Annotated in this window: 21 protein-coding genes and 2 pseudogenes; 13 read left to right on the forward strand and 10 right to left on the reverse strand. The window is 70.3% G+C overall.

Annotated elements, in window-relative coordinates; genetic code table 11:
- The 8 genes and pseudogenes from KILIM_RS24715 to KILIM_RS18780 form a co-directional block, all read left to right on the forward strand.
- A pseudogene (locus KILIM_RS24715) lies at positions 1 to 202 on the forward strand (HNH endonuclease signature motif containing protein); the annotation flags it as partial.
- Positions 203 to 239: 37 nt separating this feature from the next.
- Positions 240 to 875: a hypothetical protein gene (locus KILIM_RS18750; protein WP_006594316.1), complete on the forward strand. Its 636-nt coding sequence runs from the start codon at positions 240 to 242 to the stop codon at positions 873 to 875.
- A gap of 223 nt (positions 876 to 1098) precedes the next feature.
- Positions 1099 to 1482 (forward strand): DUF6504 family protein, encoded by a 384-nt coding sequence (locus KILIM_RS18755; protein ID WP_006594317.1) that lies wholly within the window; start codon positions 1099 to 1101, stop codon positions 1480 to 1482.
- A 145-nt stretch (positions 1483 to 1627) separates the two neighbouring features.
- Positions 1628 to 2128, forward strand: a complete 501-nt coding sequence (locus tag KILIM_RS18760) for an SAV_6107 family HEPN domain-containing protein (RefSeq protein ID WP_040563855.1) — start codon at positions 1628 to 1630, stop codon at positions 2126 to 2128.
- A 223-nt stretch (positions 2129 to 2351) separates the two neighbouring features.
- Positions 2352 to 6545, forward strand: coding sequence for a DNA polymerase III subunit alpha (locus KILIM_RS18765; RefSeq protein ID WP_006594319.1), 4194 nt, complete (start codon positions 2352 to 2354; stop codon positions 6543 to 6545).
- Between the two features lie 82 nt (positions 6546 to 6627).
- Entirely contained in the window at positions 6628 to 7449 is an 822-nt protein-coding gene (locus KILIM_RS18770; RefSeq protein ID WP_006594320.1) for a methyltransferase domain-containing protein, read from the forward strand.
- A 28-nt stretch (positions 7450 to 7477) separates the two neighbouring features.
- Entirely contained in the window at positions 7478 to 8725 is a 1248-nt protein-coding gene (gene dinB / locus KILIM_RS18775) for a DNA polymerase IV (protein WP_006594321.1), read from the forward strand.
- Between the two features lie 209 nt (positions 8726 to 8934).
- Complete coding sequence (locus tag KILIM_RS18780) at positions 8935 to 9372, forward strand: SCO2097 family morphological protein (RefSeq protein WP_006594322.1); 438 nt, start codon at positions 8935 to 8937, stop codon at positions 9370 to 9372.
- Positions 9373 to 9443: 71 nt separating this feature from the next.
- Here KILIM_RS18780 and KILIM_RS18785 read toward each other — a convergent pair whose 3' ends face one another.
- Positions 9444 to 9929 (reverse strand): DUF456 domain-containing protein, encoded by a 486-nt coding sequence (locus KILIM_RS18785; RefSeq protein ID WP_006594323.1) that lies wholly within the window; start codon positions 9927 to 9929, stop codon positions 9444 to 9446.
- Between the two features lie 43 nt (positions 9930 to 9972).
- A complete protein-coding gene (locus tag KILIM_RS25195; RefSeq protein WP_006594324.1) occupies positions 9973 to 10182 on the reverse strand; it encodes a DUF7455 domain-containing protein in 210 nt (69 codons plus the stop codon).
- Between the two features lie 397 nt (positions 10183 to 10579).
- Between KILIM_RS25195 and KILIM_RS18795 the strand changes: the two genes are divergently transcribed.
- Positions 10580 to 12694 carry a DNA gyrase/topoisomerase IV subunit B gene (locus KILIM_RS18795; protein WP_006594325.1) on the forward strand — a complete coding sequence of 705 codons (2115 nt, stop codon included), beginning with the start codon at positions 10580 to 10582 and terminating at the stop codon, positions 12692 to 12694.
- Between the two features lie 47 nt (positions 12695 to 12741).
- Here the strand turns inward: KILIM_RS18795 and KILIM_RS22780 are convergent, their stop codons facing one another.
- Together KILIM_RS22780 and KILIM_RS18805 are read right to left on the reverse strand one after the other, a co-directional pair.
- Complete coding sequence (locus KILIM_RS22780) at positions 12742 to 13773, reverse strand: sucrase ferredoxin (protein ID WP_157551826.1); 1032 nt, start codon at positions 13771 to 13773, stop codon at positions 12742 to 12744.
- 63 nt (positions 13774 to 13836) lie between these two features.
- Positions 13837 to 15324: an NCS1 family nucleobase:cation symporter-1 gene (locus tag KILIM_RS18805; RefSeq protein WP_006594327.1), complete on the reverse strand. Its 1488-nt coding sequence runs from the start codon at positions 15322 to 15324 to the stop codon at positions 13837 to 13839.
- 241 nt (positions 15325 to 15565) lie between these two features.
- Between KILIM_RS18805 and KILIM_RS18810 the strand changes: the two genes are divergently transcribed.
- From KILIM_RS18810 to argE, 3 genes are all read left to right on the forward strand, one after another.
- Positions 15566 to 17014 (forward strand): APC family permease, encoded by a 1449-nt coding sequence (locus KILIM_RS18810; protein ID WP_006594328.1) that lies wholly within the window; start codon positions 15566 to 15568, stop codon positions 17012 to 17014.
- 87 nt (positions 17015 to 17101) lie between these two features.
- Positions 17102 to 18625: a glycerol kinase GlpK gene (glpK, locus tag KILIM_RS18815; RefSeq protein ID WP_006594329.1), complete on the forward strand. Its 1524-nt coding sequence runs from the start codon at positions 17102 to 17104 to the stop codon at positions 18623 to 18625.
- A 37-nt stretch (positions 18626 to 18662) separates the two neighbouring features.
- The gene (argE, locus tag KILIM_RS18820) at positions 18663 to 19844 is read left to right on the forward strand and encodes an acetylornithine deacetylase (protein WP_040563852.1); all 1182 of its coding nucleotides are present in this window, start codon (positions 18663 to 18665) and stop codon (positions 19842 to 19844) included.
- A 39-nt stretch (positions 19845 to 19883) separates the two neighbouring features.
- On the opposite strand, the gene KILIM_RS18825 is transcribed toward argE, so the two are convergent.
- From KILIM_RS18825 to KILIM_RS18840, 4 genes are all read right to left on the reverse strand, one after another.
- On the reverse strand, positions 19884 to 20204 hold the full coding sequence (locus tag KILIM_RS18825; RefSeq protein WP_006594331.1) for a type II toxin-antitoxin system PemK/MazF family toxin: 321 nt from the start codon (positions 20202 to 20204) through the stop codon (positions 19884 to 19886).
- Positions 20204 to 20440 carry a hypothetical protein gene (locus tag KILIM_RS18830; RefSeq protein WP_006594332.1) on the reverse strand — a complete coding sequence of 79 codons (237 nt, stop codon included), beginning with the start codon at positions 20438 to 20440 and terminating at the stop codon, positions 20204 to 20206. The genes KILIM_RS18825 and KILIM_RS18830 overlap by 1 nt, the downstream gene beginning before the upstream one ends.
- 77 nt (positions 20441 to 20517) lie before the next feature.
- Positions 20518 to 21150: a response regulator gene (locus KILIM_RS18835; RefSeq protein ID WP_006594333.1), complete on the reverse strand. Its 633-nt coding sequence runs from the start codon at positions 21148 to 21150 to the stop codon at positions 20518 to 20520.
- Positions 21147 to 22382, reverse strand: a complete 1236-nt coding sequence (locus KILIM_RS18840; RefSeq protein WP_006594334.1) for a sensor histidine kinase — start codon at positions 22380 to 22382, stop codon at positions 21147 to 21149. Before KILIM_RS18840 ends, KILIM_RS18835 begins: the two co-directional genes overlap by 4 nt.
- Before the next feature lie 181 nt (positions 22383 to 22563).
- Here KILIM_RS18840 and KILIM_RS18845 point away from each other — a divergent pair, with 181 nt between their 5' ends.
- Positions 22564 to 23964, forward strand: a complete 1401-nt coding sequence (locus KILIM_RS18845; protein WP_006594335.1) for a DUF418 domain-containing protein — start codon at positions 22564 to 22566, stop codon at positions 23962 to 23964.
- Positions 23965 to 23972: 8 nt separating this feature from the next.
- On the opposite strand, the gene KILIM_RS18850 is transcribed toward KILIM_RS18845, so the two are convergent.
- Both KILIM_RS18850 and KILIM_RS18855 read right to left on the reverse strand, forming a co-directional pair.
- The gene (locus KILIM_RS18850) at positions 23973 to 25337 is read right to left on the reverse strand and encodes a GntP family permease (protein ID WP_006594336.1); all 1365 of its coding nucleotides are present in this window, start codon (positions 25335 to 25337) and stop codon (positions 23973 to 23975) included.
- Positions 25338 to 25543: 206 nt separating this feature from the next.
- Positions 25544 to 25845, reverse strand: a pseudogene (locus KILIM_RS18855) (DNA topoisomerase IV); the annotation flags it as partial.

The raw sequence follows: 25845 nt of genomic DNA on the forward strand, positions 1-25845 counted from the left end.
AACAGTCACCCCGAACGTGGTCGTCTGGACGCGCGCCGACGGCACCCCCATCGGCAACCAACCACGCCGGGACGGCAGCAATGACGATGAAGGCGACAGCGGCTCCAGTGATTTCTCCGAATCGACAATGATGCCGGAGCGCAAAGCCTTGCCGGTCCTGACAAATGCAACGGCACCATCGACTTCCGGAGTGTCTCGTTAGCATGTTGGGGGTGGGGATGCCTGTCCGAAGAAGTGCATTGAGCCTGGTGGCCGCTGGGTTGATGGCGGGTGGTTCGCTGCTGCGATGGGGTGGCTGCGATGTCGCCGGCATCGATGCCTCGTCGGCCTGCGTGGCGGCGCAGTCCTCGAACTACTACGCGACCGCATCCGCCTGGTCCGTCGCCGTGATGCTGGCAGCCGTCGTCCTGACCGGGCTTGCGCTCGCGCACCTGGCTCGCGCCTTCTCGTCGCCACTGGCGCCGTGGATTGCCGGGGCTTGGGCGTTGGGCGGCGCCACTGTCGCGGCCACGGCCCTCGGCTGGTTGGACGAAAACCTGATCTTGGTGTGGCTGACGCTTCCGTTTTCGCTCGCCTGGATGGCAGCGCCGTTGTTGGCCTGTGTGCTCATTGCGTCCAGCGAGCGAACGCCGCGGCCGGCGAGCCTCATCGTCGTTACCGCGACCGTCCTGATCTCTCCAGCCGGGGAGGCGGCGGCCCTGGGCCTCATCGCCGGCCCGCACGTTTCCCGACATCGCTCCGTGGACCGGCCTGCCGGCCGCAATCGGTCTGCTCCTCATCGCGACGAGCGGGATCTGGCTACGGCACGACGCCGCCCCCGCACGGCAAAGCCGGCCTCTCGCAGCCGAAGCGGCCTGACCTGCGGTCATACCTGAGCCCCTTGGCTCGCTGACCTGCCTGTTTGCGTGGCGCCGGGGCTGACTCCGCACTGACCTTGACGTCTTGTCGGTGGTGGGAGGTACAGTTTCTGACATCGAACAACTGTTCGATGATGTCGGTCAGGTGTTCGACTTCAGGGTACGTGGTGGGCGCTGCCCAGAAGTCGGCCAGGTAGGGGTGAACAGGTGAGCACGGTGAAGACGGTGGACAGGAGCGGCCATGCGCAACTACGACGAGCCGATCGAGGTGAGTTGCGCCGACGAGGCGCCGGAGAGTTTTCGCTGGCGGCGGCGCACGTACATCGTGCGCGGCGTCATCGACAGTTGGGTGCGCAGCCGGCCGTGGTGGCGCTACGCAATGGATCCGGACCGCGCAGCCATCGAGGTGCCGGCGGCCCGACGGCCCGCGGCTGCGGCCGTTTCGGTGCCGACCGCCGCGCCGGTCTCGGAGTCCGGCTCATCAGCGCTGCTGGGGGACCTACAGGAGGTCGTGTGGCGAGTCGAGGCGGGTCTGGGCCGGTCGGGAACGGTGCGAGTACTCGGGGTGTACGACCTGGTGTGCACCGGCGCCGATCAATGGCGGCTGCTGACCGTCCTCGACTGAGCGGCACGCCCGCTGGTCGGATGCCTGTTGGGTGCCTACCGAGCGGACCTCTGACGAACGGACCTCTGACGAACGGACCTCTGCCGAACGGACCTGCGGCGAGCGGCCCGCGGTGAGTGAGCGCAGCGAACGGGTGGTGATGGCGATGACTCGAATGACGACACGAGCGACACGATCCGCGAAGCGAGCCGATGGCCCGGATGGGTTCGCCGGTGACCTGCAGGCGGGGCTGGAGCTGCTCGACCGAGCGGCGGGCAGCCTGCTCGAGGCCTGCCGGGCCGACACGACGACCGACCGGTACCTGCAGGCCCATCTGGGGGCGCAGCGTGCCGCCGCGGCACTGCTGGTGATGCGGCCCTCCCGGCGGGGCAGCGGCCGCAGCCGGTTGCGCGGGCGCGACGGCAAGGCCATCGGGGTGTGGGACTCGCTGCGCGCGGCCGCGCCGGAGTTCGCCGAATGGGCCGACTATCTCGCCCTCGCCGGTGCCCGCCGGTCGGCGCTAGAAGCGGGCGGAGAGCCCGCGGGGTTGCGTGAGGCCGACGACCTGCTGCGCGGCGCCGAGACCTTTCTGGCGTTGGTGCGGGCCGCGGTCGGCCTGCCCGTGATACCGGTGCCGACCCCGCTGGCGGTCGCCGGCCGCGGCTGAGTAGGCGCACACCAACGGCTCCTCCTTCGCCGGGAGCGTGCGGCGCGCCGCGCGAAGGAGGGGTCCGTTGGCTGTGCCGCGACAGCGAGACCCCGGGGCTTGACCTGGGGCTTGACCTGGGGCTTGACCTGGGGCTTGACCTGGGGATTGACCGAGGGGGTGGCAGCGGGGGCTGCCTGGGGGACAGACGACTTTGGCGACGGCAAGAGAGGGAGGGAGTGTTATGCGTGATGACTTCGTGCACCTGCACGTCGCGTCGAGCTTCTCGTTGCGGTACGGGGCGAGCCCACCGGCCGAACTGGTCGCGACGGCCGCCGCGGCCGGCCAAGGCGCGCTCGCGCTCACCGACCGCGACGGACTCTACGGAGCGGTGCGCTTCGTGCAGGCCTGCCAGCAGTCCGGGATCGCGCCGATCCTCGGCGTCGACCTCGCGCTCGCACCGGAGCCGAACCATGCCGACCGCAACCATGCCGACCGCAACCATGCCGACCGCAACCGCGCCGACCGCAACCGCGACGGCCACAACGGTGCCGGCGCATCGGGCAACCCCGGATCGAGCGCGCGTCGGCAACCGGTCAAGGGTGGCCAGCCCGTCGATCCCCGGCATCCGCGAGTCACGGTGCTGGCGCGCGGCCAGGGCGCGGGACTGGCACCCGGCGCGGGCTGGGCCCGGCTGTGCCGACTCGTCACCGCGACCCACCTGAGCGGGGAGCGCGGCTCGCCGTGCGCCACCCCGGAGTCGATCGCACAACACGCCCGCCCCCTTGGCAACGGGTGGCGCGCCGACCCCCGCGCACGGGGCCCGCACGAGGGTGCGGGCAGCCACCGCCGTCGCCCGCAGCCGGGGGAGCCGGCCCCGCTGCTCGTGCTGCTGGGCCCCGACAGCGACGTCGGCCGGGCGCTCATCCCCGACCCCCGCGGCAGCGTCAACGCCGGCGCGGGTGCCTGGGCAGCATCGGGTGGGGCGCGCGGGCCGCGGGTGGCTCGTGAGCTGCTGGACCGCTGGCTGGCGCTGCTGCCACCGGGCGCCCTGGCCATCGAGATCGTCAACCACGGCGGCCCGCCCGACTCACCCGGCGGCGCCGCGCACGCCCGCCGCATGCTGGCGCTCGCGACCGCTGCCGGCATCCCCGCCCTGGCCAGCGCCGCGGTGCGCCACGCCCACCCCGAACAGGGGGCGACTGTCGACGTGCTCGACGCAGCCCGCCGCCTCACCCTGCTGCACGAACGGCACATCGACCGGGTCAGCACCGCCGGGCACCTGTGCGACGCCCCGACGATCTTCGCCGCCATGCGCCGGGTCACCGGCGAACAAGACGCGGTAGCGGCCCGCCGGCTGCTGGCCCGCACCGGCGAGGTCGCCCGAGAGTGCACCCAAGACCCCCGCACCGACATCGGCATCGGCTCGGTCCACCTGCCCGAACCGTCGGCGCTGGGGCTGGCCCCCGGCACCGACTGCCAACAGGTGCTCGCCCGCCGCTGCCGCGAGGCAGTGCCCAGCGCCTACCCCGGCGCCGGCAACGCCCGGCTCGCCGCCGTGCACGCCCGACTCGACGAAGAACTGGCCGTCGTGCGCGACCTCGGCTACCCGACGTACTTCCTCACCGTCGCCGCCGTCTGCGACCTCATCCGCGACATGGGAGTGCGCTGCGCCGCCCGCGGCTCCGGCGCCGGCAGCATGATCAACTACCTGCTCGGCGTCAGCGGTATCGAACCGCTGACCTACGGCCTGCTCATGGAGCGCTTCTGCACCACGCTGCGCGCCGAGCTGCCCGACATCGACGTCGACGTCGAATCGGCCCGCCGCACAGCGGTGTATGAGCAGATCCTCGAACGCTTCGGCGGCGACCGCGTCACCTGCGTCTCGATGATGGAGACCTACCGGGTGCGGCACGCCATCCGCGACGTCGGCTCGGCCCTCGGGCTGCCGCCCGTCGAGATCGACGCCATCGCCAAAGCGTTCCCCCACATCCGCGCCCGCGACGCCCGCAACGCGATCGCCGAACTGCCCGAGCTGGCGGCCTTCGGTGTCCACAGCGGACGGGGGAGCGCAGGCGGGTCGGGGCTGCTGCCCGGCGGCGCACAACTGGAGGTGCTCTTCGAACTCGTCGAACGCCTCGACGGGCTGCCCCGGCACATCGCGCTGCACCCGTGCGGGGTCGTGCTCTCGGATGCCGCCCTGCTGGACCGCACCCCCGTCGAGGCGAGCTGGCTCGGCTTTCCGATGAGCCAGTTCGACAAAGACGACGTCGAAACCCTCGGCCTGCTCAAACTCGACGTGCTCGGCATCCGCATGCAGTCCGCGATGGCGCACGCCGTCGACGAGGTCGCCCGCGTGACCGGCACGACCGTCGACCTCGACGACCGAACGCAGCTGCCCCTCGACGACCCGGCGACCTTCGACCTCATCCGCTCGACCCGCACGCTCGGCTGCTTCCAGATCGAAAGCCCCGGGCAACGCGAGCTCATCGGCAAATTCGCCCCCGACAGCTTCGACGACCTCGTCATCGACATCTCGCTGTTCCGCCCGGGGCCGGTCAAGTCCGACATGATCCGACCGTTCTTGGAGGCCCGACAGGGCTGGAACGAGCCCGACCTGCTGCACCCCAGCCTCGCCTACGCCCTCGAAAGCACCTGCGGTGTCGTCGTCTTTCACGAACAGGTGCTGCAGATCGTCGCCACCACCGCCGGGGTGAGCCTCGCGGAGGCCGACGAGGTGCGCCGCGCGATGGGCACCCACGAGGGGCGCGACCGCGTGGAGGCGTGGTGGCGTCCCCGCGCCGCAGCCCGCGGCTACGAGCCCAGCGACGTCGAACGCATCTGGGAGGTGCTCGCCGCCTTCGCCAGCTTCGGCTTCTGCAAAGCCCACGCGGCGGCCTTCGCGCTGCCCACCTACCAGTCCGCCTGGCTCAAGACCCACCACCCGGCGGCCTTCCTCGCCGGAGTGCTCACCCACGACCCTGGCATGTACCCCAAACGGCTCATCCTCGACGACGCCCGCGGCTTCGGCGTGCCGATCCTGCCGCTCGACGTCAACATCAGCGACGGCAGCTACCGCCTCGAACGCCTCGGCGGCGAAGCCAGCGACGACGACCCCTTCGATGCCCCGGAGGTCGTTCGCGGCCTGGAGATCGCCGGTGGACTTGGTGGTGGGCTTGGTAGTGCCGGGGGTCTTGGCGGCGCCGGCTGTGTAGCCGCGGCCGACCTGGGCATCCGGCTGTCGCTGGCCGACGTCAAGGGAGTCAGCGAGGCCGAGCTGGCGCGGATCGTCGCGGGGCAGCCGTACGCCGACCTGCCCGACTTCTGGCAGCGGGCGCACGTCTGTCGGCCGGTCGCCGAGCGGCTCGTGCTCGCCGGCGCGTTCGACTCCCTGTACGGCCTCGACGGCGGTGACGGCCTGGGCCGCCGCGGCGGCATCACCCGACGCGACCTGCTGCTGCACGTCGGCGAACTGGAACGCTGGTCGGCCTCGCTGCACGGCCGCCGCGGCCGGCGCGCCCGCGTGGCGATGTCCGGGGTGAGACCCCCGGCGACCCGCGACGGCCGCCCCGAGCGCAGCGACTCCGACCGCACCGATTCCGACCGTGACCGCGACCGGGGCCGGCAACAAGAGCGAGAACGAGAACTCGGGATCGACGTGCGCCGGTCCGCGGCGGCCCAGTCGCAGGCCCCCGCGGCCGTCGCGGCGCCGGAGCACCAACCCATGCAGCTGCGCCTCGACCTCGGCGACACCCCCGTCGTCACCGGCACCGGGCTGCCGGAGATGACCCGCGCCGAACGGGTACACGCCGAACTCGACATCCTCGGGCTCGACGTCAGCGGCCATGTGCTCGACCCCTACGCCCCGATGCTCGCGCAACTGCCCGTCGTGCGCGCCGCCGACTTGCGCCAGGTGCGCAGCCGCAGCGAGATCTACGTCGCCGGGGTCAAGGTCGCCACCCAGACCCCGCCGGTCCGCTCCGGGCGCCGCGTCGTCTTTCTCACCCTCGAGGACTCCACCGGCCCGGCCGACGCGACGTTCTTCGAAGACGTCCAAGGCCCCTACGCCGCCACGGTGTTCGGCTCTTGGCTGCTGCTGGTGCGCGGGGTGGTGCGGCGCACCGGCCCGATGGGCATCTCGCTGCGGGCGACCGGGGCGTGGGAGCTGGCCGAGCTCACCCGCGAGTGGGAGACCGGCGGCATCGAAGCGGTCCGCGCCCTGCTGACCGACGACGCCGCCGCCACCGTCGCCACCGACACCACCGGCGACGCCCAAGGTGGCCCGCAGGTCGGGATCGGCCGCGAGGCCCGGCGGGTGCTCGTGCACTCCTCGGGGTTCGCCCAGTCGCTGTACTCCGACGTGCGCCCGGCCGGCGACTCCTCCGGCGGCTCGGGGCGCAAGCTGTGGCACTCCTCACCGGGGAGTTCGGGGCGGTGAGCGGGTGTGCGAATAGTCTGGCCGCACGTGCCCGTCACCGATCCGCCCACGACAACAGACCGCCCTCGAAGGAGCGCCCGCGATGACCGACGACCAGCGCCGAGCCCCCCACCGCGACGCCGCGGACACCGCCGCGCCGATCTCCTCGCCGTCGATCCGCACGGCCGCGGTCTGGCAGGCCGTGCTGGCCGCCGTCGCGCCGCGCGAACAGCAGCTCGACCGGCCGCTGCGGGTGGTCGACCTCGGCGGCGGCACCGGCGGTCTGGCGGTGCCGCTGGCCGAGCTCGGGCACACGGTGACGGTCGTCGACCCCAGCCCCGATGCCCTCGCCTCGCTGCGTCGCCGCGCCCAGGAGGTCGGGGTCTCGACGCGCATCATCGCGGTCCAGGGCGACGCGGCGACCCTGCCGGAGGTGGTGCCGCCCGGTCAGGCCGACCTGGTGACCTGCCACGGGGTGCTGGAAGTGCTCGACGACGACGCCGCGGTCGCCGCCGCCGCCCAGGCCTTGGCGGGCACCCTGGCTCCCGGCGGCATCCTGTCCGTCGTGGCCGCCGGCCGCCTGGCGGCCGTGCTGGGCCGTGCCCTGGGCGGCCGGTTCGAGCAGGCGCAGACGGCGCTGGTCAGCAACGACGGCCGGTGGGGCCCCGGCGACCCGATGCCGCGCCGGTTCGATGCCCAACAACTACAAGACGTGCTGAGCGCTGCAGGCCTGCAGGTCGAGCGGGTCCACGGCGTGCGCCTCTTCGACGATCTGGTACCCGCAGCGATGCTCGACACCGAGGCCGACTACGCCGCCCTGCTGGACCTGCAGGAGACGATCACGACGCACCCGACCTACGCCTTCCTCGGCCAACTGGGTGCCGCCCTGCACGTCGTCGCCCGCCGCCCGCAGGAGGGCGCATGAGAGTCCCACGCCGCAGGCGAGCCCCACGGTGAGCCGGCGACAGTTCCGCGCCCCCGAACGCACTGCGGCCGGCCCGGCCGACGACACGGGCTGCGGCATCCTGCACGTCGACATGGACGCCTTCTACGCCTCCGCGTCCCTGCTCGCCCGCCCGGAGCTGCGCGGCACCCCCGTCATCATCGGCGGCGGCAACCGCGGCGTCGTGCTGTCGGCCACCTACGAGGCCCGCCGGTTCGGGGTCGCCTCCGCGATGCCGATGTCGCGCGCCCGCCGGTTGTGCCCGCAGGCCAGCGTCATCGCGCCCGACCACGCGCTGTACGACCGCATCTCAAAAGCCGTCATGGCGACCTTCGCGCAGATCACCCCCCTGGTCGAGCCGCTGTCACTCGACGAGGCCTTTCTCGACGTCTTCGGCGCGATCCGCCGCCTCGGGCCGCCGGCGACGATCGCCCAGCAGTTGCGCGACACCATCGCCGACGAGCAGGGCGTCACCTGCTCGGTGGGGGTGGCGCCCACCAAGTTCGTCGCCAAGCTCGCCTCCGGGCTGGCCAAACCCGACGGGATGATCGTCGTGCCGGTCCCCGAGGTCGTCGGCTTCGTGCAACAACTGCCCGTGGCCGCCCTCTGGGGAGTCGGGGACCGCACCGAGGAGCAATTGCACCGGCTGGGGCTGCGCACCGTCGCCGACATCGCGCACACCCCGGTCGCCACGCTGCGCCGGGCCCTGGGGGAGAACGGCGCCGCCCTGCACGAGTTGGCCTGGGGCCGCGACCCGCGGCGCGTGGTCCCCGTGCGGCGCGAACGCAGCATCGGCTCGGATGAGACCTTCGCCTACGACATCGACGACCCGATCGAGATCCACCGCCGGCTGCTGCGCCTCTCCGAACGCACCGCGGCCCGCGCCCGCGCCGCGCAGATGATGGGCCGCACCGTCTCCCTCAAGGTGCGGTTCAGCGATTTCACGACGATCACCCGCGCCCGCACCCTGCGCGATCCCACCGACGTCAGCCGCGATGTCTACGAGACCGCGCGGGACCTGTTCGATGCCCTGGCCCTGCAGCGGGCCCGCATCCGGCTCGTCGGGGTGCGCCTCGAAGGGCTCGTCGAGACTGCGCTGGCACCGGTTCAAGGGGCTCTTGACGAGCCGGAACACGGTTGGCGCGACGCCGATCTCGCGGTCGATCGGGCGAGCGCCCGGTTCGGCGCGGGAGCGGTCCGACCGGGCAGCCTCGTGGGCCTGAGTAGCGGCCGGACGTCTCGGACAAAACGGCCCTGAACGGGTGTGTCTGAGGCCACCCTGGGCAACGGCACCGAAGGCCGTGGGTGTGGCTGGCTAACAGCGCCTCGGAGACCTATCCTTGACCCTATATATGTGTGGCGCCGCATCAGGTGACGCCGCGCATCGGTTCGCGCATCGACGCGCCCGGCACCCCCGGGCCAGCAGAGCACGGGTCGAACTCCAGACCGGGGCAATAGGAGGTCCACGTGCCGCTGTCAGAGCACGAGCAAAAGCTCCTCGAGCAGATGGAGCGTGCGCTCTACGCCGAGGATCCTCGGTTTGCCAGTCAGATGAAGGGCAGCGCACACTCCCCGAACCGTCGCCGCGTGATCGTGGGCGCCGTGGGTGCGGTGGTCGGGTTGGCCGTCGTCGTGGCAGGCGTCGCCACCTCTCTCATCCCGCTGGGTGTCGTCGGCTTCGTCCTCATGGTCGCCGGCGTCGCCTGGGCCGCCACTCCGGCCCGCAAGAGCAAGAGCGGCGGGGCCAACCTCAAGGTGGTCCCCGGGGCCGGCAGCGGTGGCACCCGCCGCGCCGCCAAGCCCGGTAAGCCCGGATCGAAGTCCAAGCCCTCCGGCGGTGGGTCTTTCACCCAGCGCATGGAAGAGCGGTGGGACAAGCGCCGCCAAGACGGTCAGAACTTCTAAACCAGCCAGTACGCACCAACGGGCTGCCCCGTGAGGCGGCCCGTTCGTTGCGCCCTTCTCAGGCGAGACTCTCAGACGAGCGAGATCCAGGCGCCGACGATGAATGTGCCGGCGATGAGCATGCCGGTGAGCATCTCGATGCCGTAGCTGATGGCGGCGGCCTTGACGGCCTGCTGGGTCGACTCCCAGGCACCGTCCTTGCCGATGCGCGCCAACTCGGCCAGGTACACGCCACCGACGAAGCCCAGCGGCAGACCGAGCACGGGAATGGCGAAAAAGCCGACGATGCCAGCGACCAGGCCGATGATCGTCGAACGGTTCGGTACGCCGGCGGCGCGCAGCCGCTTGCCGGGGATGAGGTACTGCAGCACCCAGCCGGCGAGGGTCAACGCGGTGGCCAGAACGAAGACGAACCAGGCGGCTCCCGTCTGCACCACCAGGGTCCAGACGGCCACGGCGGCCCAGACGATGAGCAGGCCCGGCAGCACGGGCAAGACGATGCCCGCGAGGCCGACGATGATCGCCAGCCCCGCGAGCACTGTTACGGCAATGTCCACGGTGTGTTTTCGACGGGGGTGAGGGGGAGGGGTGGGTCTTGGATCAGTCGGTGCCGGCGGTCTGGGTCAGACGGCTCGTTTCGTCGTGAATGTCGACCGCTAGGTCCTGCAGCTTGGGCAGGTGCTCACGCCCGTGGTGGGCGCAGAACAATAGTTCGCCGCCAGAGGAAAGGCGGGCTCGAACGTACGCCTGCGCACCGCACCGGTCGCAGCGGTCGGCCGAGGTCAGGGGGGTTGCAAGTGCAGCGCTCACGTCAGCCTTCCATCTCTTCGCTCGGAACCGGCACGCCATCTCGGCGGTGCTGGGGCAGTTCCTTATGCTCCAGTGCCAACAGTCAAGCACGCCAGAACGTTCCCGACCCTGCCCACTCGCCCTTTGGGACCAGCGTTCATCGGATCGAAACGTTCGCCGTGCCCCTGCGGGCTGGGTACCGATCCCATCGACCGGATTGCTGGCGGGGCGACCGAGACCGTCGCAGGTGTGGCTTTCCCCACGTCCGCTCAGGTCGGCGCCAGGGCCGGCATGCCGCTCGATCGGGGGGCCCGATCAGTCGTTCGAGGTTACTGTGGCGACCCCGCTGCGTTGCGCCTCCCCGAGCTTGTCGGCGCGTCACGTTAGCCTGACCGGCGTCACATCGAAGGAGGATCTCGTGGCTCGCGCGAACACCGATTACACGGCCCGGCACCTGCAGGTGCTCGAGGGTCTGGAGGCGGTGCGCAAGCGCCCGGGCATGTACATCGGCTCCACCGACTCCCGCGGCCTCATGCACTGCCTGTGGGAGATCATCGACAATTCCGTCGACGAGGCCCTCGGCGGGCATGCCACCGCGATCGATGTCGTGCTGCACGACGACGGCTCGGTGGAGGTCCGCGACGACGGCCGCGGCATCCCGGTCGACATCGAGCCGCGCACCGGTCTCTCGGGCGTGGAGGTCGTCTTCACCAAGCTGCACGCCGGCGGCAAGTTCGGCGGCGGCTCCTACACCGCCTCCGGTGGGCTGCACGGCGTCGGCGCCTCAGTGGTCAACGCACTCTCCGAGCGGCTCGACGTGGAGGTCGACCGGGCCGGTCAGACCTACCTCATGAGCTTTCACCGCGGTGAGCCCGGCACGTTCGACGACTCGGCCGGTCGCTCTCCGGGCTCGCCGTTTACGCCCTTCGTCGACGGCAGCGAGCTGCGGGTCATCGGCAAGACCAAACGCGGGGCCCGCGGCACCCGCATCCGGTACTGGGCCGACAGCCAGGTCTTTCTCAAAGAGGCGCGGTTCTCCTACGACGACCTAACGGCTCGGGCGCGCCAGACCAGCTTTCTGGTGCCCGGTCTGCGGATCGCGCTGCGCGACGAGCGGGTGCTGCCGGCGGCGAGCGAGCAGGAGGCACCCGGCCCCCGCGAGGAGGTCTTTCTGCACGACGGGGGGATCACCGAGTTCTGCGAGTTTCTCGCGACCGACCCTGCGGTCACCGACGTCTGGCGCCTGAGCGGCAGCGGGCAGTTCACCGAGACCGTGCCGGTGCTCGACGAGCAGGGGCACATGACCCCCACGGAGGTCACCCGCGACTGCGGCGTCGACATCGCGCTGCGCTGGGGCACCGGCTACGGGACGACCGTGCGCTCGTTCGTCAACATCATCGCCACCCCCAAGGGCGGCACCCACGTCTCCGGCTTCGACCAGGCGCTACTCAAGACCGTCCGCAAGCAGGTCGAGACGCGGGCCCGCGCCCTCAAGGTCGGCAACGACAAGCTGGAGAAGGACGACGTCGCCGCCGGCCTGACCGCTGTCGTCACGGTGCGCCTGGCCGAGCCGCAGTTCGAGGGGCAGACCAAGGAGGTGCTCGGCACCGCCGCCGTTCGCGCGATCGTCTCCCGAGTGCTGGAGAAGGAGCTGACGGCTCGGCTCACCTCGACCAAGCGGGACGACAAAACCCAGGCGACGCAGGTGCTGGAGAAGGTCGTCGCCGAGATGAAGGCCCGCATCTCGGCCCGGCAACACAAGGAGAACCAGCGCCGCAAGTCGGCCCTGGAGTCCTCGACCTTGCCGACCAAGCTCTACGACTGCCGCACCACCGACATCGAGCGCACCGAGCTGTTCATCGTCGAGGGCGACAGCGCCATGGGCACGGCCAAGGCGGCCCGCACCAGCGAGTTCCAGGCGCTGCTGCCGATCCGCGGCAAGATCCTCAACGTGCAGAAGGCCTCGGTCGGCGACATGCTGCGCAACGCCGAGTGCGCGGCGATCATCCAGGTCATCGGGGCCGGCTCCGGGCGCAGCTTCGACGTGGAGGCGGCCCGCTACGGCAAGGTCATCATCATGACCGACGCCGACGTCGACGGCGCCCACATCCGCACGCTGCTGCTGACCCTGTTCTTCCGATACATGCGCCCGCTCGTCGAGGCGGGGCGGGTCTACGCCGCCGTGCCGCCGCTGCACCGCATCGAGGTCGTCAACGCCGGATCGGCCAAGAACGAGTTGATCTACACCTACAACGAGGCCGAGATGCGGCGCACTGTCACGGGGTTGCACAAACGGGGTAAGCGCATCAAGGAGCCGATGCAGCGCTACAAGGGCCTCGGTGAGATGGACGCCGACCAGCTGCGCGACACGACGATGGACCCGCGTCACCGCCTGCTGCGGCGCGTGACCCTGGCCGACGCCGAACGCGCCGAGCAGGTGTTCGACCTGCTCATGGGCACCGACGTCGCGCCCCGCAAAGACTTCATCGTCGACTCCGCTCACTCCCTGGACACCGAGCGCATCGACGCCTGATGCGATGACGCCACCGCCGGAGACGATGCCGGCGAGCTTCGTTCGAGTCAGGTCAGTTCGGCGACGTCGAAGAAGCTGCTCGGGGCGGGTGCACGACCGCAGGAGACGGGCCGGTCGACCCCGTCGGTCGTCTCGGTGACGGCGAGCAGGAGCTGCTCGGGCTCGCCCGCACCGTGTTGCGCGAGTCGCACCGAGACCACGCGGGTCGTCGCGGTGGTGCGCGGGTGCCCGGGCACCAAGGTCGCCCTCGTGTCGATGGCGAGGTCGTGCACTCCGTGGGTGGCGCGGGCGTAGGCATCCGCAGCTTGCAGCACCGGCTCCAGGTGCGCGAGTCCACGGAGATTCTGCGCGTCGACCAGGTTGTGGTCGAGCCGGGTCAGCGGCGCGTGCAGGGCCGCCGCGGCCAGTTGCGAGGTGAGGCGCCCCAGCGTGGCTCCGGTCGGCAGCAGCACCCCGGTGGGCGCAAACCGGTGTCCACCGGTGTGGCTGCACTCGAAGACGCGCTGCGGGTACTCGGCGGCTAGCGTCGCCGCAAGGGGCAGTCCGAGCTTGGCGCAGCAGACGTCGCGCTGGGCGTTCGTGCAGATCAGCAGCACCGACTCGGTGCCCTGGCGCAAGTCCAACGCCCGGGCGGCCCGTTCGGGGTGGCCGGCCGCGAGCTCCTGCCACGGCAGGTCGAGCACGTCGCGCGGGTCGGTGACCGAACCGGTCCACAGTTGCGGTCGCCCCACCGGCATCCCGGTGGCGATGAGGACTCGTCGTGGCGCCGGACCGGGCCGGCGCAGGCTCGCCCGGCCCGGGGTGCGCAGCAATAGGGCCCTCCCGCCCGCGGCGCCAGCGCGGGCCGCGATGCCGCCTCCGATCACGGGGTCGAGCCGGGAGGCGGCGAAGGCGTCGTGCCCCCAGGGGCCGGGCTGCTCGAGCGCCACCCAGAAGGTCGCCGTCGCCGCGCTGCCCCAGGCCGGCGGCTGCCCCGCAACCCACGCCGCCGAACACGAATCGGGGGAGTGGGGGCGGTCGCGCACCAGTCCGCGCGCCCGGCTCAGGCCGGCCGCGAGGCGTGGATCGACGAGGCTCACCACCTCACGCTAACCGTTTCGCCCGTGTGGCGCCGTGCCCAGACGCGGTCATGCGATGGCAGGTCACACGACGGTGCGCCCCCGCATGAGCGCCCAGTGGAAGACGCCGCCGAGCACCGCGCCGATGACCCAGGCGAAGCCGGCGAGCCCGGCCAGCGCGGGGACCCATACGGTCGCCACCGAGAAGACGGCGGCCACGGCGAAGGCGATGATCGCCCTCCCGTTCCAGCCGCGGTCGAACCAGTAGGCGCCCTCGGGGCTCAGCGTGTACAGCTCCTGCAGGCGCAGGTGGCGGCGGCGCAGGATGTAGTAGTCGGCGATGATGATGCCGTACAGCGGGGCCAGCACCGCGCCGAGCGTGTCGACAAAGGTCGGCAGGCCGATCTGGGAGATCGTCGAGACCCACAGGGCGCCGATGACGAAGCCGGCGGCGGCGGTGATGATGCCCGCGGTGCGGAAACTGATGCGGCTCGGTGCGATATTGCTCAGCGAGTAGGCGGGCGGGATGAAGTTCGCGACGACGTTGATGCCCAGGGTCGCCAGCAGGAAGGTGACGGCCGCCAGCACGGTGAGGAAGACGTTGTCGACCTGGGCGACGATGTCGGTCGGATTGGTCAGCGGCTCACCGACGCCGCCCTGGTAGACCATGTAGGCACCCGCCGTGGTGAACACGGATAGGAACGTGAAGAGCGCGAGGCTCAAGATGAGCCCGGTGGAGTTGCCGACCCGCATTTCGCCGACCGTGCGGCAGTTACGTGCGAAGTCGCCGAAGTTGATGACGACCGCGGCGAAGTAGGCCACCATCGTGCCGACGACGCCGAAGAACGCGGTGATCGCGGCCCCTGTGGACAGGTTGTCGCTGGCGAAGATCGACCCGACGGCGGTCAGCATGTCGGAGCCGGCCTGCATCCAGATGGCCACGAGCAGCGCGATCATCACGAGGTAGACGGCGGGGCCGACGACGTTGAGGAAGCCGCCGATCTTCTCGATACCGCCGAGGAAGAGATAGACCTGCAGCAGCGACGCGGCGACGTAGGAGACCCACCCGACCCAGGTGAGCCCGAGGAACGTCGCACCGCCCGGGTTGCCGAGCAAGGCATTGAGTGCGAGCGCGATCGCGGTGGAGGCGAAGAACGTCTGGGCGCCGTACCAGAAGATCGCGACGACGGCCCGCACGACGGCCGGGAACTGGGCGCCCCGCACCCCCATGGCGGCCCGCGCGAACACCGGATAGGGGATGCCGTACTTCACGCTCGGCGCACCGGCCAGGTCGCACAACACCTTGATGATGAGGCCCGCGAGCAGGATCGCCGCGAAGACCCACCACCCGCTGATGCCGGCACCGATGAACAGGCTGGCGGCCAGGGTGTAGCCGGCCAGGCTCTGGATGTCGTTGGACCAGACGTTGAAGATCTCGAACCAGCCCCAGGAGCGCCGTTCCCGCGGCAGCGGTGCGAGGTCGTCGTTGTAGAGCGAGCGATCCGGGTTGGTGATCGGGGCGGCCGGATCGCCGTGCTGGCCGGTCGCGCCGGCGTCGTCATGCGTGGTCATGAGAGGGAACCTCGCTGTCGAGAGTGCGCGGGGCACCTCGTCGGGCCCTTGGAAAATCCGACGTTAAGGCGCTTGCAGAGCCGACGACAAGGATTCGGCTGGGATATATGCCCAGCGTTCTGTGCCGGGCCAGGGCTGCAGCGCGGCTGCCACCTGGAGGCATCACGAATCGGACACGATTGCGGAGCCCAGGCAGGGACTCCACTGGACGAACGCTTGATCACAGAGCACTCTGTGCGACATGACTGCACAGGACCTTTCCGGATCAGCCGCAGCTGCCGAGGGCGGCGAAGGCCGCGGCGGTGAGCCGGGTCTCGTCCGGCGCATCGGGCCGGCGCTGCTGCTGCTCTTCATCGTCGGCGACATCCTGGGTACCGGCGTCTACGCCCTCACCGGAAAGGTCGCCAAGGAGGTCGGCGGAGCCGTCTGGCTGCCCTTCCTATGTGCGTTCATCGTGGCGATCCTGACCGCCTTCAGTTACCTCGAGCTCGTCACGAAGTACCCCAAGGCCGGCGGGGCGGCCGTCTACACGCACCGGGCGTTCAACGTGCACTTCCTGACGTTCCTCGTGTGCTTCACCGTCATGTGTTCCGGCCTGACCTCGGCCTCCAGCGCCTCGAAGGCCTTCGCCGGCAACCTCTCGGAGGTCATCGGCTGGGGGCAGGACAATCCGTGGCTGCTGTGGATGGCGCTGGGCTTCATGCTCGCCATCGCCGGGGTGAACTTCCGCGGCGTCGCTGAGAGCGTCAAACTCAACGTCGTCCTGACGATCGTGGAGCTCACGGGGCTGCTCATCATCATCGGGATCGGCGCGTTCGCGATCATGCGCGGACTGGGGGACACCTCCCAGCTGACCCAGATCCGCATCCCCGAAGGGGAGACCGCCTTCGGTGCCGTGACCGCGGCCACGGCGCTCGCGTTCTTTGCGATGGTCGGCTTCGAGGACTCGGTCAACATGGCCGAGGAGACGAAGGACCCGGTGCGGATCTTCCCTAAGATCATGCTCACGGGGCTGGTCATCACCGGCGTCATCTACGTACTCGTGGCCATCTCCGCGGTGACACTGGTGCCGCCGGACCAGCTCGGCGAGGGGGACGCTCCGCTGCTGAAGGTCGTCGCCGCCGGGGCCCCGTCCTTCCCCGTCGGGATCTTCGCCTTCATCACCATGTTCGCCGTCGCCAACTCCGCGCTGATCAACATGCTCATGGCTTCGCGGCTGCTGTATGGCATGGCGCACGAAGAGGTGCTGCCGCGCCCGCTGGGCAAGGTGCACCCCGGCCGGCGCACCCCGTGGGTGGCGATCATCTTCACGACGGCCATCGCCTTCGGCCTCATCTTCTTCGCCGACCTCGCGGCGCTCGGCGGCACGACGTCGCTGTTGCTGCTGTGCGTCTTCACGATCGTCAACATCGCCGTGCTCGTGCTGCGCAGTGACAAGGTCGAGCACAATCACTTCCACTCGCCGACGATCATCTCGGTGGCCGGGGCGATTCTGTGCGCCTTCCTGGCCAGCCCCCTCTCCGGGCGCGACGGTCGCGACTACCAGATCGGCGGCGTGCTGATGCTCATCGGCATCGGGCTCTGGGCGCTGACCTGGTTCGTCAACCGCGCCGTCTTCGCCAAGCCGACGTACGCCAAGCATCCCGAATCGCTGGGTGGGCACGTGGACGAGAAGGACGATGTGCACTGAGGCGAACGCCGACGGCACCTGGACGATTGTTCAGGTATTCGCCGTTCGTGGCCCCGGGGCGACGCCCCCACCTGGCAGTATTCGCCCATGACGACACCGACGTACGTCCTCGCGATCGACCAGGGCACGACGAGTTCGCGCGCCATCGTCTTCGACCACCAGGGGCAACCCGTCGCCTCCGGGCAGTTGGAGAACAAGCAGATCTTTCCGCGGGCGGGCTGGGTCGAGCACGATCCGATGGAGCTGTGGAAGAACGTGCGCGAGGCCGTCGGTAAGGCGTTGGCCAGCGCCGACATCAGCCGCGACCAAATCGCGGCCGTCGGCATCACGAACCAGCGCGAGACGGCGGTCGTGTGGGACCGCAACACCGGTAAGCCGGTGCACAACGCGATCGTCTGGCAGGACACCCGCACGCAGAAGATCTGCGACGAGCTGGCCCGGCACGGGGGAGTGGACCGGTACAAGAATCGGGTCGGGCTGCCGCTGGCGACCTACTTCTCGGGGCCGAAGGTGGCGTGGATCCTCGACAACGTCAAGGGCGCCCGTGCGGCCGCGGAGGCCGGTGACCTGCTGTTCGGCACGACCGACAGCTGGGTGCTGTGGAACATGACGGGTGGGGCCAAGGGCGGCGGCCTGCACGTCACCGACGTCACCAACGCCTCGCGCACGATGCTCATGAATCTGGACACCCTGGATTGGAACGAGCAGATCTGCGCCGACATGGGCATCCCGATGTCGATGCTGCCGGAGATCAAAGCGAGCTCGCAGGTCTACGGCGAGACGCGCGCTCAGGGGTTGTTGGCAGGCCGACCGATTGCGGGGATCCTCGGCGATCAGCAGGCGGCGACGTTCGGGCAGGCCTGCTTCGCCCGGGGGTTGGGCAAGAACACGTACGGCACCGGCTCGTTCCTGCTCATCAACACCGGCCGGGAGGCGGTGCGCTCGGACAACGGCCTGCTCACCACCGTCGCCTACCAGGTCGGCAGCCGCGACCCGGTCTACGCCCTCGAGGGGTCGATCGCGGTGACCGGTTCGCTCGTGCAGTGGCTGCGCGACAACCTGGGCATCATCAAGGACGCTCAGGAGGTCGAGACGCTCGCGCTGTCGGTCAAGGACAACGGCGGGGCGTACTTCGTGCCGGCGTTCTCGGGGCTGTTCGCGCCGCACTGGCGCCCCGATGCCCGCGGCGCCCTCGTCGGGTTGACGCGGTACGTCAACAATGGCCACCTGGCGCGGGCGGTGTTGGAGGCCACCGCCTTCCAGACCGCGGACGTCGTGCAGGCGATGAACGTCGACTCCAACTCCGAGCTGCGCGAGCTGAAAGTCGACGGCGGCATGACGGCCAACGAGACGCTCATGCAGTTCCAGGCCGACATCCTCGGCGTCGACGTCGTGCGCCCCGAAGTCACCGAGACCACGGCCCTCGGCGCGGCCTACGCCGCCGGCATCGCGGTCGGCTTCTGGGAGGGCCAGCGCGATGTCGAGTCGAACTGGAAGGAGGGGGCGCGCTGGAAGCCGCGGATGAAGGCCGACGAGCGCGACCGCCTGCTGCGCAACTGGCGCAAAGCCGTCACCAAAACCCTGGACTGGGTCGACGACGACGTGCTGTGAGTCGGGGTCTGCCCGGTCGATGACACAATCGGGTGCCATGACCGACGCTGCAGCGACTCCGCGATCCCTGGCGTGGGTGCGCCGGCTCGTCGCGATCGACACGACCAGCCGCGACTCCAATCTGCCGCTCATCGAGGTCGTCGCGCAGTATCTGCGCGAGCACGACGTCGAGCCGCACGTCTTGCCCGACGAGAGCGGTCGCAAGGCCAATCTCGTCGCGACGATCCCGGCGGCCGACGGCGGTCGCGTCGGCGGGGTCGTGCTCTCAGGGCACACCGACGTGGTGCCCGTCGACGGGCAGGAGTGGGACAGCGACCCGTTCGAGGCGGTCGTGCGCGACGGGCGGCTCTACGGTCGCGGCACCGCCGACATGAAGGGGTTCATCGCCGTCGCGTTGGAGGCGCTGCCGCGGATGCTCGCGACGCCGCTGAACGAGCCGATCCATCTCGCGCTGACGTACGACGAGGAGGTCGGCTGCCTGGGTGGCGCGCAGATCGTCAAGCAGATCGCCGACCTCGGCATCGCGCCCCGCGCGTGCATCGTGGGGGAGCCCACCAGCATGCGGGTCATCACCGGGCACAAGTCGATGAACGTCGTCGCGGTGACGTTCACCGGTGTTGCGGCGCACTCGTCGCTGACGCCGAACGGGGTCAACGCCATCGAATACGCCGCGGCCTTCATCCGGTTCGTGCGGGAGCAGGCGCAGCGCTGGCGCGAGGCGGGGCCGTTCGACGAGGCGTACCCCGTGGCTTATACGACGGGTGGCGTCAACGTCGTCGCCGGCGGCATCGCCTCCAACACGGTCGCCGACCGCTGCCGGCTCGAGCTGGACTTCCGCACGATCCCGGCCGTCGCCCCTGGCAACGTGTTGGAGTTGCTGCGCGGCGAGGCCGCCCGGCTCGAGCAGCTCATGCAAGCCGAGAATCCGGGCGCGTCGGTCGACGTCGAGGTGCTCGCTGCAGTTCCGTCGTTCGAGGCCGAAGACGGTTCGCGCACCGTCGAACTGGCCGTCGCGCTCGGCGCCACCGAGGCCGCCGAACGCGTCACCTACGGCACCGAAGCCGGCCAGTTCGCCGGTACCGGTATCGACACGATTGTGTGCGGTCCCGGCGACATCGCCCAGGCCCACGGCCCCAACGAGTACGTCGACCTCGCTCAACTACTCGCCTGCGAAGCCTTCGTCGACCGCCTCATCGAGCATCTGCGCGCCGGCGACTGAGTCGTAGCAATACGGAGCCGTTCGCAGGTAGTGAGCAGGTCAGCAATCCACAGCTACGGCGAGTGCCGCGCAGAGCGCCCGTAGGCGGTCATCGGAGAGTCGACCAAGACGATCCGTCAGCAGGGCGATCGACACCTGCTCGATCGAATCGAGGTTGACCACGCAATCCCGTGGCACTGGATCCTCGCCGGGGTGCAGCCGCACCTCGCTGGGCAACCCCCGCACGGTCGTCGTGCACGGCGCGACGATCGCGAGCCGCCGGCCGCGGATGGCGGCATCGCGGGAGAGGACGGCCACCGGTCGCCGACCGATGTCGGGGTGTTCGCACCACCAGAGCTCGCCCCTGGTTGGGGTGGTCATCAGGAGCGGACCGCGTCGCCGAAGCTCCGTAGATCTCCCCATTCGTCGGGCTCGTCCAAGGGGTGACGGCTGTACGCCTGCTCGTAGTCCCCGTCGATCTGAGCGCGACGGTGTTGCCCGAGAAGCGCCGTCAGGGCGCGCTCGACCATCGTCGCGTCGGACTCCTGAGGTGCTAGCGCGCGTGCCTGTGCCAGCAGTTGAGGGTCGACGGTGGTGCTGATCCGCGCGCGTGGCATGACCCGATTGTGGCATAACCATGCCATCGATGTTGCACGGTGCCTGTCGGGTGACAAGGGCAGTGGCCTTCTCCCGGCTACTCCACCAGGCCGCTGGACCAGGCGAAGGCGGCGATCTCGACGCGGTTGCGCAGGTCGAGACGCGAGGAGATGCGGATGAGGTGGGTCTTGACCGTGGCGACGGACAGGAACAGCTCCGCGGCGATCTCCGCGTTGGTGCGGCCGCGGGCGACGAGCCGCACGACCTCCAGTTCGCGGTGACTGAGGCGCTCGACCCGGGGGTCGGGCGTGCGGGCCGGGCCCCGGCGGCGCTGCAGCAAGGAGACCGTCAACTCGGGGCTGATGAGGGCGTCGCCGCTGGCGGCGGCGCGCACCGCGGAGACCAGGATCTGCGGGCCGGCGTCCTTGAGTACGAACCCGGAGACCCCGATGTCGAGGGCCTCGTCGACCAGGTCGTCGTCGCCGAACGTCGTGACGATGACGACCTTGGTCTCCTGCGCGATGAGCCGCGCCGCGTCCAAGCCGTCCAGGCGCGGCATCCGGATGTCCAGCAGCGTGACATCCGGGCGGAGCTCGCGGACCGCGTCCACCGCCTCCAGACCGTCGGAGCATTCGCGCAGGACCTCGATGTCGTCCTGCGCGGCCAGGATCATGCCGATGCCGAAACGCACCATCTCCTGGTCGTCGGCCAGCACCACCTTGATCGTCACGCTCCCGGCCCCCTCAGCGGTAGTTCGGCCCGCACTCGCCAGCCGCCCTGCGGGCGGGGGCCGGTTTCGACACGCCCACCCACCAGATCGGCACGTTCGGCGATGCCCGGCAGGCCCCACCCGTCGGCATCCTCGACGGACGTGAGGGTGGTGGCGGCACCGTCGTCGCAGACCTCGATGACGAGCGTGCGGCCCGTCAACTCCAGGACGACGTCGACGTGGGTGACGTCGCGTCCGTGGCGGCGCACATTGCCCAGCGACTCCGCGACGATGCGATAGGCCGCCCCGGCGATCGGGGCGCTGACGGATCCGCCGCCGCTCTCGCTCCCATCGAGGGCGCCGCGCCGGTGCAGCCGCACGGTGGCGGACGTGGTGTGCTCGAAGTCGTCGACGAGGCGGCCCACGTCGTCCAGGCTCTCCGTGTGCGGCTTGCGGTTGCCGCGGCCCGCACGGCCCACGGTCGGCTCGTCCTCCCGAGACGTCGCGACGATCGCCCTGATCCCCTGCAACGCCCGCTCACCGGCCGCCTCGATACGCGCCAACGCCTGCCGTGAGGTGGGATCCGGTGTCGCGCCCTGCACCGCTTGGGCCATGACCACGATGCCCGCCACCTCGTGCGCGATGACGTCGTGCAACTCGCGGGCCATCGCGCGGCGCTCCCGATCGCGCACCTGCACGCGCTGCCGGGTCAGCCGCAGCCGCTGCCCGCGCACTCCCAAGCCCACCCCGATGGCCATGGTCGTCAGGATGAACATGCCCGGGATGAAGACCGCCCCATTGCGCCAACCCTCGGTCAGCGGCGACAGGGTCGCCGTTGCCGCGAAGACGAAGGCCCACCACGCCGTCGCTGGCACCGAAGGCAACCAGTCGCGCAGCGACCTCTTGTGTCCTTCCCACACCGCCCAGTGCACGAGGCCGACGGAGGAGGTGAGCATGCCGGCGGCGACGGCAACCATCCAGGAGGTGGTGCCCGGCCAATGCAGCCACGGCACGTCCATGAAGTGCAGGATCAGCACGGAGGCCACCCACAGCAGCGCAACGAGGCCCAGCAGGGGCTGCCACGAACGGCGGCTGGGTCCGCGCGAGGCGGCGATGAAGATCACCGCAGCAGCGACGATGGCGGTGACCACGTCGACCAGAACCGCACTGCGCACGGGCTCGTCCGCGTCCAACCCCGGGTACACCAGCAGCAGCGCCGGGGCTATCACTGCGATTACGAAGGCCACACGCACACGACCAGCGTAGATCGACCACCATCCACCGTTTGGTTGACCGCGCAGAGCCGGTTCAGCCCTGCGGGCGACGCGACGCGCCCCCGGGGCACCCCAAGGTGGGAGACAGGGTGGCACTCGGCCTCCCGAGCCGGCCTGCCATCAGGGGGCAGGTCAGCTCGACGAGGGATGGGGGACGGCCGTGAGTGTCGACGTCACGCCGACGAAGGTGAGTACCAAGGACAACGCCACCTCGACGTCCGCGTCGCCAGCCGTGCAGGGGCGGTTGGCGGCGCTGGACGTGCTGCGGGGGATCGCCATTCTTGGGACGTTGGCGATGAACATCGGGATCTTCCTCGGGGGTGCGCCGGAGGTCGATCCGCTGACGCCGCTCGACGGCGCCATCACCACGTTCCTGGGCCTGATCACCGACGGCAAGTTCATCGGCCTGCTGACGATCATGTTCGGCATCGGCCTGGAGATCCAACGCCAGTCGGCGGTACGCAAGGGCGAAACCTGGCTGGGCAGCTACCCGTGGCGGGCGGCGCTGCTCATCCTCGACGGGCTGCTCAACTACCTGTTCATCTTCGAGTTCGACGTGCTCATGGGCTACGGGCTGACCGCCCTGGTCGTCTGCGTCGTTCTCACGGGGTCACCGCGGGTGCAGAAGTGGGTCATGGGGATCGGCGTGGCCGCCCATCTGGCCGTGCTGTCCCTCATGTCGTTGCCTGTGGTCATGGATGACGGCCGCTACGACATGCTGAGCCGGCTGGGCCAGAATCCGCAGGCGGTCACGCCGGAGCAGCTCGCCGAGGCCGCCCGCCTCCTGGACACCACGCCCGACCGGGTGCTCGCCCTCCTCGCCGCGGAGGGTGGCGGCGCCGGCGGCATCGGACCGGCCCCGGAGAACCTCTTGTCGCCGACCGACTCCTACTGGGAGGGGGTCGTCGGCCGGTTCACGAACTTCTGGAGCGGGCGCGGCGAGATTCCCATCATGTTCGTCATGGGGATGGGCCTGTTTCTCGTCGGAGCCTTCCTCTACCGCGCCGGCCTGTTCGAGGAGCGCGGGGCACGGCTCCGTCGGTGGGTGCTGATCGTCGGCTTCGGCATCGGCCTTCCGCTGGATTGGGGCACCCGCCTGTGGCTCGGCGAGTACACGGGCATGTTCAACCGGTACTTCACCTCGGCCCTGGTCGCCTTCGGCCTGCTAGCTCTGGTCGCCGCCTTCTACGCCGGCGGCCGGCGGCCGGGCCGGGTGGGCACGGCGGTGTCCAACGTCGGCAAGATGGCTCTGACCTGCTACATCGGGCAGAACCTCATCGCCTCGATCCTCTTCTACAACTGGGGCTTCGGCCTGGCCCAGCACCTGCGCTGGGGGGTCTGGAACACGATCCTCGCGTGGGCCTTCGTCAGCGCCATCCTGCTCGTCTTCAGCGCCCTGTGGCTACGCCGCTTCCGCCGCGGCCCCGTCGAGTGGCTCTGGCACGCCAGCCACGCCTGGATCATGGCGCGGACCATGCCGTTCGTGGAGCGCGTCAATGCCCGCAAGGCCGCCCGCCGCGCCCGCAAGGAGGTTGCTGCGGGACGGCCGGCCGCCGACTGATCACGCGATCACGCGAGCAGCCCGACGGCCAACACCATCGGCAGCGACACCACCGAGGCGATCGTCGTCACCATCGTCAACGTCTTCAAGGCGCCCTGGGTCGACAGGCCCAGCAGCGCCTTGAACATCCAGAAGAAGTTGCTGTTGACCTGCAGCGCGAAGAGGGCTCCGGAGGCGATCGCCAGGCCCATCGCGACCGGCGCCACGTGGATCGAGCCCAGCACCGGGGCCAGGATGCCGCCGGCCGTGATGGCCGCCACCGACACCGACCCGATCGCCAGGTGCAACACCGCGGCGATGAACCACGCGAGCAGGATGCTGACGACGACGGGCGCGCCGGCGTCGGCCGAGAAGAGGTCCGCGAGCATCTGGTCGAGCCCGGTCGCCTCGATCACCGCGCCGAGCGAGCCACCGACTCCGGTGATGAGCAGGATCTCGCCGGTGGTGTGGAAGCCCTCGGACATGGCCTCACCCGTGCGGTCGCCGCCGACGATGCGGCGGGCCATGACGTAGGCCATGAGCAGGCCGACGAACAGCGCGACGTTCGCGTTGCCGAGGAAGTCGATGAACGGGTTGGTGAACTCGAAGAGCTCGGCGAAGGCGCCGAAAGCGATCATCAGCAGCGGCACGACGATCGGCGCCATGGACAGCAGGAGCGAGGGGCCGCGCTCCTCTGGCGCCGAAGACTGCGCGTCGGTGTCGACGGCCGCCTGCGCCTCCTGCTCCAGCATCGCCTGGTCAGGCTCCTCGTCGCGCTCGGGCTTCCAGTAGCCGGTGCGCAGCAGCAGTCGCAGGAGGGTGACCGTGACCAGGGCGGTCGCCGGGCCGATGATGATGCCGAACAGCAGCCAGGTGCCCAGGGGGATGCCGAGCAGCCCGGCGATGGAGATGGCGGCCAGTCCGGGGATCACGAAGACGTAGCCGGTGAAGATGCCGGTGCCCAAGGCGCCGGCCATGAGCGGCAGGCCGCGCCCGCCCAGGTGCGGCGCCGTCGAGCGCGCGACCGGCGCGGCGAGCACCACCTGCACGTCGACGTAGATCGAGGGGAAGACCGTGGACATCGCCACGGCCATCGCGTACGGCAGACGTTTGGCGGCGACCGCGGTCAGCAGCGCCCGCACCATCGTGCGAAACGCCCCGGTCGCATAGAGCAGCGACCCGATGAGCACACCGAACCCGATGAGCAGACCGACCTTGGCCATGATCTCGCCGAAGCCGCTGGTGATGGCTTTGACCGTCTCCTCGAAGCCCACCCCCGAGGCGAGTCCTAGGTAGAAGCAGGCGATGACCAGGGAGATCACCGGGTCGACCTTCACCTTGATGATGAGCACGACGACCATGACGATCGCGATGGCGGTGTGCAGGGCGATCATGCCTGCTCCTCACGACGATGTGACGACCCCCCACGCACGGGTGTGCGGGCTGCCGTGAATCTAGCCGCGCGAGAGCCTCCGCAGAGCATTGTGGGCGAACGACTTGCGCAGGTTGGCGGTCGGGACGATTCGCCTTCCCGGGCAACGTGGTTGCGCGCTGCTCGGCCGCCGGTAGCCGACCGACGGCCGACGGACCCCCGGCGGGACTATTCGTCGCCGGTTTGGACGACGTCGTCGAGGGAGTCGGGGTCGTAGTCGTCGCGCTCGACCCGCGGGCGTGGGCGCGGCGGTGTCGGCTCCGGCAGGTCGAAGAGGCCGTCGGTGCTGCTCGCCAGTCCGCTGCCGGCCGGACCGGATGCCGGGGCCGCGGGGTCGGCGCCGGGATCCGTCGGCGCGTTGGGCCCGCTGCCCGGCGCGGTGGTCAGGTGGTCGGTGCCGGCTGGGTGCACGCCAGGCGCGATCGCGGCGATGGGCGCGTCCAATGGGGTGCCGGACCCGTCGCGGCGGC

This window comes from Kineosphaera limosa NBRC 100340, from assembly GCF_000298215.1.
In the GTDB taxonomy this organism is placed as follows: Bacteria; Actinomycetota; Actinomycetes; order Actinomycetales; family Dermatophilaceae; genus Kineosphaera; species Kineosphaera limosa.

What these genes read in the sequence shown, in the direction of transcription:
- KILIM_RS18755 (WP_006594317.1), top strand. Translation starts at nt 1,099, where the DNA reads ATGCGCAACTACGACGAGCCGATCGAGGTGAGTTGCGCCGACGAGGCG.
- KILIM_RS18760 (WP_040563855.1), top strand. Translation starts at nt 1,628, where the DNA reads ATGACTCGAATGACGACACGAGCGACACGATCCGCGAAGCGAGCCGAT.
- KILIM_RS18765 (WP_006594319.1), top strand. Translation starts at nt 2,352, where the DNA reads ATGCGTGATGACTTCGTGCACCTGCACGTCGCGTCGAGCTTCTCGTTG.
- KILIM_RS18770 (WP_006594320.1), top strand. Translation starts at nt 6,628, where the DNA reads ATGACCGACGACCAGCGCCGAGCCCCCCACCGCGACGCCGCGGACACC.
- KILIM_RS18805 (WP_006594327.1), bottom strand. Translation starts at nt 15,324, where the DNA reads ATGACCACGCATGACGACGCCGGCGCGACCGGCCAGCACGGCGATCCG.
- KILIM_RS18810 (WP_006594328.1), top strand. Translation starts at nt 15,566, where the DNA reads ATGACTGCACAGGACCTTTCCGGATCAGCCGCAGCTGCCGAGGGCGGC.
- glpK (WP_006594329.1), top strand. Translation starts at nt 17,102, where the DNA reads ATGACGACACCGACGTACGTCCTCGCGATCGACCAGGGCACGACGAGT.
- argE (WP_040563852.1), top strand. Translation starts at nt 18,663, where the DNA reads ATGACCGACGCTGCAGCGACTCCGCGATCCCTGGCGTGGGTGCGCCGG.
- KILIM_RS18825 (WP_006594331.1), bottom strand. Translation starts at nt 20,204, where the DNA reads ATGACCACCCCAACCAGGGGCGAGCTCTGGTGGTGCGAACACCCCGAC.
- KILIM_RS18830 (WP_006594332.1), bottom strand. Translation starts at nt 20,440, where the DNA reads ATGCCACGCGCGCGGATCAGCACCACCGTCGACCCTCAACTGCTGGCA.
- KILIM_RS18850 (WP_006594336.1), bottom strand. Translation starts at nt 25,337, where the DNA reads ATGATCGCCCTGCACACCGCCATCGCGATCGTCATGGTCGTCGTGCTC.